We start from the raw sequence: 9,732 nt of genomic DNA, 5'->3' as shown, positions 1-9,732 counted from the left end.
GCCGGGAATGGCTCAGTGAGCGGCTCCCGCCTCCACCGGCTGGTTGAACACGCCGGAGAGCCGGCCGTTGCCTGTCGCCAGCACGGCCACGCTCTGCCCGCCCAGGCCCTCACCGCCCCAGAAGGCGGCCAGAATGGGCGAGAGGTCGGCGGCCAAGCCGAGCACCGCCAGCCCACCATTGATCATCATCAACACCACGAATATCCGACAGAACCGATCAAGTGCGCCCTGTCGGGTATAGCCCGCCGCCAACCACCGGCCTACCATGAACAGCACTGCGGCGGGATAGACGTAATTATCCACGCCAGCCTGCAGGGGGCCGGGAAAGAAATTCTCCGAAACCGTCACACCGATCGAATTCAAAACTACGTAGAGAGCGAAGCCCGTCCAGGCCAGCGCCACCATGAGATGCCGCGGACCCAGGCCGTGGAACATTCCACCGAACGGAATGCAGAGGAGCAGGCCACCATAGACGACCACCTGCTCCGCCCGTATCCCGCTCACGACATACGGCCCGAAACCGGCCACTACGGCCAATCTCAGCCAGACGGTCGAGGTAAGCGTCGGAGCGACTTTTGTAGGCGGAGACACCGCCACATCACGGCACACGATCACTGCGTTTCTCCGCGACTATCTGGCCGACGGCAAAGGAAAAGGAAAAGGAAAAGAACCTTAGCCCAACGGTTTCCAACCGACACCGCCGGCAGCCAGCCGGGTGGAAGCGGCCAGGCCGGCGGCACGGACCGGCCAAGCTGCTGGAAGGTGCGGCCGCTCGCAACGCGCGGATGCCGGCAAGACCGGCGCGCCGTGTGGGCTTAACACCGCCGGGCCAGGGAAGGTGCAATGTCAAGGCGTGCCGGGAACGGCCCGGGACGCACCGTCGACAACGACCGGACCCGTCACACCGGTGATCCGTCCAGGTACACACCCCGGATGGACACCGCTCACCGGGAGCCGGTCGGGGAGGCCCACGTGACACAGCCAGCCGCGGATTCCGAGTCGTGGAACCGCGAGGACTCGCCTCTGGAACCCGCCGAGGTGTTCGACAGCGACGACCTCGGCTCGACGGACGCCGGCCGGGACCCGCTTGACGACAGTTGGGACGTTCCTGACCGGCCGAGCCCGGGTGTGCGGTACCCGCACACGCCGCGAGAGGAGCGCGAGGGCTCGTCCTTCGCGGAGCAGCTCGCGGCCGAACTGCCGGACGCCGACCCCTACCTGGAGGCCGAGCGCCGGGAGTCGGGCCAGATCCTGCGGGCTGATGTCTACGGCGAGGACGCCACGGGCCTCGAGGACGCGGCCCTCGAGGTTGACGACGACGGAACTATCAGGAGCGCCTCGGCCGAGGAGAACGCTCTGCACTTGGAGTGACCGCCCGTCACGCCCTTATGCCCGTTACGCTGAACCGGTGACGACCGCGCGGGACTGGTCGCCGCGGGCCCGTCTAGGCGGGTTCGCCGCGGTGGGTGCGATCGCGGCGGCCGCCGCGGTGCGGGTCTATCTCGTCAACCCGGCGCAGCCTGGCCACTACCCCACCTGTCCGTTCCGCTGGGCGACGTCGTTGGACTGCCCCGGGTGCGGCACGCTGCGGGGTCTGCACCAGCTCCTGCATGGGCACCCGGAGGCGGCGGCCAACTACAACCTCTTCTTCTTCGTCGCCGCGCCGACGCTGGTCCTCGGTTGGGCGGTGGCGGTGGCTCGGGCCGCCGGCTGGCGGCGCCCGCTGCCCCGCGTCCCAGCCCGGCTGCTACCGGTCATCCCGGTGCTGGTGATCGCTTTTTGGGTGCTGCGCAACCTGCCGCTGCCCGGTTGCACGTGGCTGGCATCCCGGCCCGGCTGACGCCGCTCGTGGCCGGGCGACCTGCCCGGGGTGTCGCGGCACCCCGCGGTCGGTGCGGTCGGTGCGGTCAGCGCCGGCCCAGCAGATAGCAGGCGATGGCGGCGGTGGCGGCGACGTTGAGCGAGTCGACGCCGTGCGCCATCGGGATGCGGACCCGCGCGGTCGCCGCCGCCTGGGTCGGCTCGGACAGCCCGGGTCCCTCGGTGCCGAGCAGAAGCGCGACGCGCGCGGGCGACCCAACCTCCGGGTTCACCTCCGACGACCCCGCCGCCTGGCCCTCGGCCGCCGGATTCGCCGCCAAGCCGGGGGCGTCGAGCCGGGCGGCGAACGTGCCGAGATCGGCGGCGTCGACGGCCGGGGTCAGCGCCAGCAGGGTGAACCCGACGGCGCGGAGCAGGCCCAGCGCGCCCGGCCACGGGTCGAGCCGCGCGTAGGGCACGGCGAACACCTCGCCCATCGAGACCCGCACGCAGCGGCGGTAGAGCGGGTCGGCGCAGCGGGGGCTGAGCAGTACCGCGTCCATCCCGAGCCCGGCGGCCGAGCGGAAGATCGCCCCCAGGTTGGTGTGGCTCACGATGTCCTCGCAGACGAGGATGCGTCGCGCGGCGGCGAGCACGTCCGCGGCGGCCAGCGGCGGCCGGCGGCACATCGACGCCAACGCGCCGCGGTGCACCTCGAAACCGGTGATGGCGGCGAGGACGTCGGCCCCGGCGACGTAGACGGGGACGTCGGCGGGCAGGTCCGCCGGCACCGCGTCGAGCCGGGCCGGCGACACCAGGACCGAACGAGGACGATAGCCGGCCCGCAGGGCCCGGGTGATGACCCGCTCGCCCTCGGCGATGAACAGCCCGTCCGCGGGCTCCCTGCGGCGCCGCAGGGCGACATCGGTGAGCGCGACGAAGTCGTCGACCCGCGGATCCGCCGGGTCGTCGATCGCCACGACCGGCGCAGCGGCGGACCGGGGCGGCTCAGCGGGCACGCCACAACCTCCTGACACGACCGCTGTCTCTCCCAACACGACCGCTGTCACCCGGGCGTAACGCGGGGGACGCAGAATCGGCGGCCATGACCGAGCCGCACACCGCGCCCGCGCCGGCGCCGGGCACCGCCGTCTCCCGTCCCATCAACGCTCCCGTTCCCGCTGACCTGCTAGTCGTCGGCGCCGAGCTGGTCGCGACCGTGGACGCCGACCGCAGGGAGATCCGCGGCGGATGGGTCGCGGTGACGAACGGCCTGGTCAGCGCGCTCGGCGGCCCTGGCGATCCGCCGCCACCCGCCGTGCGCACCCTGCGGGCCGACGGCACGCTCGTCACGCCCGGCCTGGTGAACACGCACCATCACATCTACCAGAACCTCACCCGCGCCTACGCCCCGGCCCTGAGCGGCACCCTGTTCACCTGGCTGTCGACTCTTTACCCGCTGTGGTCACGGCTGGACGAGGAGGCGGTGCACGTCTCGGCGTACGTCGGGCTCACGGAGCTCGCCCTCGGCGGCTGCACCACGACCACCGACCATCTCTACGTCCATCCGCGCGGCGGCGGAGACCTGATCTCCGCGGAGATCGCCGCGGCGACGGCCCTCGGCCTGCGATTCCACCCGACCCGCGGGTCGATGTCGCTGTCGGTGAAGGACGGGGGACTGCCACCCGACTCGGTGGTCCAGGACGACGACGAGATCCTCGCCGAGTCGGCCCGCCTCGTCGCCCGCCACCACGACCCGTCGTGGGGCGCGATGGTGCGCGTGGCACTCGCGCCCTGCTCGCCGTTCTCGGTCAGCCCGGCGCTCATGCGCGCCACCGCCGAGCTCGCCGAGAAACTCGACGTGCGACTGCACACCCATCTCGCCGAGGATCCCGAGGAGGACGAATACTGCCTGGCGGTGTTCGGCCGCCGGCCCATCGACCAGTTCGCCGAGGTCGGCTGGGCCGGGGACCGGGCCTGGGTGGCGCACTGCATCTGCCCGAACCCGGCGGAGGTCGCCCGGCTGGGCGCCTGGGGCACCGGGGTGGCGCACTGCCCGAGCAGCAACATGATCCTCGGCGGCGGGCTCGCGCCGGTCGCCGAGCTGCGGGCGGCCGGCGTCCCCGTCAGCCTCGGCTGCGACGGGTCGTCGTCGGCGGACTCGGCGTCGCTGTGGCTGGAGGCCCGCACGGCGATGCTCCTCGGCCGGCTACGGCACGGCGCCGCGGCGATGTCGGCCCGCGACGCGCTGGAGATCGCCACCCGTGGCGGCGCCGGCTGCCTCGGCCGCACCGGGGAGATCGGCGAACTGTCCGTCGGCGCGGTCGGCGACCTGGTCGTCTGGCCGCTGGACGGGGTCGCCTACGCCGGGGCCCTGTCCGATCCGATCGACGCCTGGCTGCGCTGCGGGCCGACCACCGCCCGGCACACCGTCGTCGCCGGCCGGCTCGTCGTCGAGGACGGCCGGCCGGTGCACCCCGACCTGCCCGCGATGCTCGACCGGCACCGCACCCTCGCCGCCGGCATCCAACGCGCCTTCAACGACGCCGGCATCAACCTGGCTGCACATCCAGAGGGGGGTAAATCGAGTGCCGAAGCCTCTGGATAGGCAAGGGGGTGCTCAGGCCGGCGACGGGGAAGCGGCGGCGGCGGCCACGGCGAGGCGCTGGGCTGTGTAGAGCGGCTCGCCGAGCCGGTGGTAGAGCGACAACTCGGTATCGAGCCAGGCCAGATGCTGCTCCTCGTCGGCGAGAACGGTCTCGATCAGGATGCGGGTGGTCGCGTCGTGCTCGGCGGCGGCGACCTCCGCCGCCTGGTTCAGACCGGGTCGGGCGCCGCGCTGGGCCGCCAGGTCGTTCTCCAGCACCTCCCGCAGGGACGTCCCGATGGCCGGCTTGGCCACCACGAAGTCCGGCCGGCCACCGAGGTCGAGCAGCCGGTTCAGCACCGCGGCGATGGTGACCGGCTCGTCGGCGATCCGCACAGCCATGCCCGCGGCCAGACCGTGCAGGCCCCAGGACTCGACAAGGACGAGATGGGTGCGGTGCTGGGCGTAGCCCGCCCAGTAGCTGCCGAGCAGCTGGTTAAGCAACTCGGTGACCGGAGTGGTCTGCGTGTCGGTCATGGCGTCCGTCCCCTCCACGGGTGCGGCGAGCCGGCCCCGCCGACGCCAGGTGTAGCACCGCCGGGTCCACCCCGCCCGATCCCTCAGCGGCCTTGGTGAGCGAAGATATGTCACCACCCTAGGCGCATAAAGCTGATGCGCGCCAACAGCTCACCTCCGACGAACGGCCGCGCCCCGCCTCCTCGGCCCGGGTCGGCGCTGCCGACGGACCGCCGGACGGCGGACACGCTCGCCTCGACGCGAGTGATTTCGAATCGCCAACTGTAACTCTAAGTAATCATCAACTAACTCTTCCGCCGCCTGCCCGCCTGATTTCCAGCCAGATTGCGGCCAAATCGTGCCGAGGCATAGTCACGGTTTTGCACCCGAAAACCGTGACTAGACCTCGGCATGGCTCGGCGTACAGACGGTCACGCAGGGGTACGAAGGATGCAGCGGCCGGTGGGGAGCACCGAACCCGGCCGGCTGCCTCCCGGGTGCCATTTGGTACAAAGCAGCAGGGCAGTTCGGACCGGATAACGGGGTTGACCCCCTCGGGCCCGGCAACCTGAGCAATGATGATCCGGGCACGGGAAGCCGGACGTCCCCCGTTGAGACCGCCGCCGCCGACGCCGCGCATCGACCCCCCCGATCGGTGCGCCCAGCGTCGGCGGCGGCTTCATCCGCCCCGCCCCCGTGCCGACCGGCGAACGCCTTCGTCGCCCTGCGCCTGCGGCTGCCCCCGCGCCCCGCCGGCCTGGGCCCCGCGAGCCCTACCGGTCGGCGCCTCCGGCCGGTGTGACCTGCTGCGCCGCCCCGGGGCCTCCGATCGAACAGCGGTGGCCCCACAGGCGCCGATGAACGTCCGCCCGCGCCCTGACCGGCGCTCTAGCCGACACCCTGACCGGCGACAGCCGGAGACTGGGACCATGCCGACGCTGCCGCCCGATGTCGTCGCCCACCTGACCGCCGCCCTCGAACCGGTCGACGCGGCCCTCGCCGCCCGCCACCCGGGGGATACCGGCGCCCGCCAGCCCGTTCACACCTGCTACCTGCCGGCCGATCAGATGGTCCCCGGCATCGTGCCGGCCTGGGGTGAGCGGGCCCGCGCCCTGCTCGCGACGTACGGGGCCGAGCCCGCGACGCTCGCCGCCGCGACCGGCGGCGAGCCCCGGCCCGACGTCGCCGCCGCCGTCCATGCCCACACCACGCGTGCGCTCACCGCGGAGCCGATCCAGGACCTGCGAGTCGATCTGGAGGACGGCTACGGCCTGCGGCCGGACGGCGCCGAGGACGCCGACGCCGTGAGCGCGGCCGAGGCCCTGCGCGCCGCCGACGCGGCCGGCAGCTGCCCGCCCGCTACGGACTGCGACCCAAGTCGCTCAACCCGCTGGTCCGCACCCGTGGGCTGCGCAGCCTCGACCTGTTCCTCACCGCGCTCGCCGGTGCCGACGGACCACCGCCCGGTCTGGTGCTGACCCTGCCCAAGGTCAGCGATGCGCGGCAGCTTCGGGTCTTCGCCGATGTCCTCGCCGAGCTGGAGCGGCGGCTCGGGCTCGCCCCGGTCGGGATCGAGGTACAGGTCGAGACGCCGGCCGCGGTGCTCGCCCTGCCCGCGCTGGTGCGGACCGGACTCGAGCTGGGCCCCGGCCGGCTCGTCGGGCTGCACGTCGGCACCTACGACTACTCGGCGGCGCTCGGAGTCACGGCCGCGCACCAGGCCAGTGACCATCCGGCGGTGGAGTACGCGACGACGATGATGCAGCTGGCCGCGGCCGGCACCGGCATTCATGTCGCGGACGGCTCGTCGAACCTGCTGCCCGTCGACGGCGACGAACGGGCGGGCGCGTCCGGCGACGACGTGCGCCGCGCCTGGCCTCGGCACGCCGAGCTGATCCGCCGCGCCTGGCATCGAGGTCTCTACCAGGGCTGGGATCTGCATCCTGGGCAGCTGGTGAGCCGACATGCGGCGGTGACCGGCTGTCTGCTGGCGGGGCTCGACGGTGCGCTTGCCCGGCTGGCCGCCTACGCCGCCACCCGGCAGTCGGGGGCCGTCGCCGACGAGCCGGCGACCGGGCGAGCCCTGGCCGGGCACGTCCTGCGGGCGCTCGACGCCGGCGTGCTGGACGACCCGCGCCTCGCAGCCGCGGGCCTCGACCGGGCGACGGTCACCCGCCTGGGCGGGCGAAGAACGAACAATTCCACCACAATCAACGACCAATAACCACGCGTGACACGATAAACGCAACGTCGAAAGTCATCTACATTAACGGAAAATGAACGTCGGTGAACATTGCCCGATATCCCGTTCTGAAGGTTCGCGACGGGTCGACATCGGCCCCGCCCGAAGCTACAACAGATGTCGTGAACGACGGCATCCTGGTATTGGTGGTCGTAACCGCACTGGCCTTTGACTTCACAAACGGTTTCCACGACACCGGCAACGCGATGGCGACCTCGATCGCCACGCGGGCACTGTCACCGAAGATCGCCGTCGCTCTCTCCGGGGCGCTGAACCTCGTTGGCGCCTTCCTGTCGCTCAGCGTGGCCGCAACGATCGCGAGTGGCCTAGTCAACACCCATCTCGTGACGCTGACGGTGGTGTTCGCCGGCCTGGTGGGCGGAATTACCTGGAATTTGCTTACTTGGTTCTTCGGGATACCATCCAGCTCATCTCACGCGCTCATCGGAGGGGTCATCGGGGCGACCATGGCCGCCGCCGGCACGCACGGCGTCAAATGGCACGGCGTCGTCTCGAAGGTAATCATCCCAGCCGGTCTGTCCCCGGTGATCGCCGGCCTCATCGCGACCGTGGGAACCTACCTGATCTACCGGCTGAGCCGCAGCGTCCCGAACCGGACGCGCAGCCACGGATTCCGGCTCGGCCAGATTGGTTCGGCGTCGCTCGTCTCACTCGCGCACGGCACGAACGACGCGCAGAAGACGATGGGCATCATCACCCTGGCCCTCATCGCCAACGGCACGGTGGACTCCGGGGCCGAGGCGCCGTTCTGGGTGATCCTGAGCTGCGCGATCGCGATCAGCATGGGCACCTACCTCGGCGGCTGGCGGGTGATCCGAACCCTCGGCAAGGGCCTGGTCGAAATCGACTCCCCGCAGGGCATGGCCGCCGAGTCGGCCTCGGCCGCGACGATCCTGCTCTCCAGCCACTTCGGTTACTCGCTGTCGACGACGCACGTGGCCACGGGCTCCATCCTCGGCACCGGCCTCGGCCGCAAGAACGCCGAGGTGCGCTGGAGCGTCGCCGGCCGGATGGCCACCGCCTGGCTGCTGACCCTGCCGGCCGCCGGGCTCGTCGGGGCCGGGTGCTACGGGATCGCCCAGGGCATCGGCGGCACCACCGGCGTGCTGGTCGTCTTCGTGTTGCTGGTGGTCGCATCCGCCGCCCTGTACCTGCGGGCCCGCGGGACGCCGGTCAGCCACCACAACGTCAACGACGAATGGAAAGGAGCAACGGCCTCCACGGACGCCAAGAAGCCGATCGCGGCCTGAGGCCCACACGGAGGCCTTGACGTCAGCATCCACGCCGAGACCTTGGTGACGAAAGGCTAGGCAGGCATGAACTCCTGGATCGACCTGGACGCGCTGTGGAAAATCGTCGTCATCGGCCTGCTCGCCGGGGCGGGTCTGCCCGCGCTGTTTGCGGTGGGGCTGCGCGCGGTGAGCCTGCCGGGCCGGGACCGCGGCTCGCCCGCCACCGAGGCCGGCGGCGACCGCATTCTCGGCTCGAACCCACTGGGCCTCGCCGCCGGGGTGGTGTGCTTCGCCGTAGTGCTGGCAGCGATCGCCTGGGGAATTTACTCCGTCGTCGCGGGCACCTGATGGAGCTGTCCGTGCCCTGATGGAGCCCCGCCCGGCGCGCGATTGGACCCACGTGGCAGGCGATTCTCCGATCCTCGGAGTCGCCCGGCAGGCGATGGAAAGGTGAGTGGCGTGGCGTTGCCTCCGATGCTGGCCTCGGTCATCCAGTGGCTGCGGGCCGGATATCCCGACGGCGTCCCGGAGCGGGACTATCTGCCGCTGTTCGCGCTGCTGCGACGCAAGCTGACCGGGGACGAGGTGGCCGTGGTCGTCGACGCGCTGGCCGCCAGCGGCGACTCCACCTCGGCCCTGGCGATCCGCACCGCGATCGCCGACATCACCCACGACACCCCGCTGGAGGGCGATATCGCCCGAGTCAGCGCCCGGCTGGCGGCCGGTGGATGGCCGCTGGCCTCCCCGTCCCGCTCGCAGCCCGCCACCGAGACCTGACCGTTTATTTCAAGGTCAGCTTCCGCGATAGGTCGAGTAGCCGAACGGCGCCAGCAGGAGCGGGACGTGATGGTGATCCGCCGGGTCCGCGACGTGGAACGCGATGCTCACCTCGGGGAAGAACGCCGAGCGGGCGCTGGTGTCGAACACGAGCCGCCAGGGACCGGGCGCGGTCAGCGGCAGGCCCCTGACCCGCCCGTCGGCATCGGTGACCGCCTCGGTGATCAGAGTCCAGACGCCGGTCTGACTGCCGGACTCGGTGCTGGTGCCACGGGCAACCGGGCCGAGTTCCCCCCGTTCGAGCCGGACCGGCACCCCCCCGGCGGGTCGTCCCTGCGCCGTGTCCAGGACGTGTGTGGACAGCCCCATCTACGCCTCCTATCTTGTCCCCCCTGGCCCATTGCGACCAGCCTCCGCCCCGGCCAGCCTCGGTCCCGGCCGGCCCGCCGGGATGCCGGACGAGCCAGTTGCTGGAGCTTGGCTCATCACCGCCAGCGGGCTAGTAGGGATTTGTTAGGTGTCGTTGAGTTGTGGTTTCAAGCGATCTGGTGACGGAT

10 protein-coding genes and 1 pseudogene are annotated in these 9,732 nt (G+C 71.5%); 7 read left to right on the top strand and 4 right to left on the bottom strand.

Going from position 1 to position 9,732, the window contains the following annotated elements:
- Positions 1-12: 12 nt before the first annotated feature.
- Positions 13-528 (bottom strand): hypothetical protein, encoded by a 516-nt coding sequence (locus G6R25_RS17930; RefSeq protein ID WP_163553905.1) that lies wholly within the window; start codon positions 526-528, stop codon positions 13-15.
- A gap of 444 nt (positions 529-972) precedes the next feature.
- Between G6R25_RS17930 and G6R25_RS17925 the strand changes: the two genes are divergently transcribed.
- Entirely contained in the window at positions 973-1,371 is a 399-nt protein-coding gene (locus G6R25_RS17925; RefSeq protein WP_205447214.1) for a hypothetical protein, read from the top strand.
- 37 nt (positions 1,372-1,408) lie between these two features.
- A complete protein-coding gene (locus tag G6R25_RS17920; RefSeq protein ID WP_235948921.1) occupies positions 1,409-1,840 on the top strand; it encodes a DUF2752 domain-containing protein in 432 nt (143 codons plus the stop codon).
- A gap of 67 nt (positions 1,841-1,907) precedes the next feature.
- Here G6R25_RS17920 and G6R25_RS17915 read toward each other — a convergent pair whose 3' ends face one another.
- Positions 1,908-2,819 (bottom strand): TrmH family RNA methyltransferase, encoded by a 912-nt coding sequence (locus G6R25_RS17915; protein ID WP_163553903.1) that lies wholly within the window; start codon positions 2,817-2,819, stop codon positions 1,908-1,910.
- Positions 2,820-2,905: 86 nt separating this feature from the next.
- Between G6R25_RS17915 and G6R25_RS17910 the strand changes: the two genes are divergently transcribed.
- Entirely contained in the window at positions 2,906-4,408 is a 1,503-nt protein-coding gene (locus tag G6R25_RS17910) for an 8-oxoguanine deaminase (RefSeq protein WP_235948919.1), read from the top strand.
- Between the two features lie 12 nt (positions 4,409-4,420).
- Here the strand turns inward: G6R25_RS17910 and G6R25_RS17905 are convergent, their stop codons facing one another.
- Complete coding sequence (locus tag G6R25_RS17905) at positions 4,421-4,924, bottom strand: ferritin-like domain-containing protein (protein WP_163553902.1); 504 nt, start codon at positions 4,922-4,924, stop codon at positions 4,421-4,423.
- A gap of 908 nt (positions 4,925-5,832) precedes the next feature.
- On the opposite strand from G6R25_RS17905, the pseudogene G6R25_RS17900 reads away from it, so the two are divergent.
- From G6R25_RS17900 to G6R25_RS17885, 4 genes and pseudogenes are all read left to right on the top strand, one after another.
- Positions 5,833-7,127, top strand: a pseudogene (locus G6R25_RS17900) (DUF6986 family protein).
- A 140-nt stretch (positions 7,128-7,267) separates the two neighbouring features.
- Positions 7,268-8,416 carry an inorganic phosphate transporter gene (locus G6R25_RS17895; protein WP_163553901.1) on the top strand — a complete coding sequence of 383 codons (1,149 nt, stop codon included), beginning with the start codon at positions 7,268-7,270 and terminating at the stop codon, positions 8,414-8,416.
- Between the two features lie 66 nt (positions 8,417-8,482).
- Positions 8,483-8,746, top strand: a complete 264-nt coding sequence (locus G6R25_RS17890; RefSeq protein WP_163553900.1) for a hypothetical protein — start codon at positions 8,483-8,485, stop codon at positions 8,744-8,746.
- Positions 8,747-8,857: 111 nt separating this feature from the next.
- Positions 8,858-9,175 carry a DUF3349 domain-containing protein gene (locus G6R25_RS17885; RefSeq protein ID WP_163553899.1) on the top strand — a complete coding sequence of 106 codons (318 nt, stop codon included), beginning with the start codon at positions 8,858-8,860 and terminating at the stop codon, positions 9,173-9,175.
- A 15-nt stretch (positions 9,176-9,190) separates the two neighbouring features.
- Here G6R25_RS17885 and uraH read toward each other — a convergent pair whose 3' ends face one another.
- A complete protein-coding gene (gene uraH, locus G6R25_RS17880; RefSeq protein WP_163553898.1) occupies positions 9,191-9,544 on the bottom strand; it encodes a hydroxyisourate hydrolase in 354 nt (117 codons plus the stop codon).
- Positions 9,545-9,732 lie beyond the last annotated feature (188 nt).

It is taken from the genome of Candidatus Frankia alpina, from assembly GCF_902806485.1.
Taxonomy (GTDB): domain Bacteria; phylum Actinomycetota; class Actinomycetes; order Frankiales; family Frankiaceae; genus Frankia; species Frankia alpina.
Note: the sequence above shows the minus strand (reverse complement) of the source record. Positions and strands in the feature narration are given on the sequence as shown.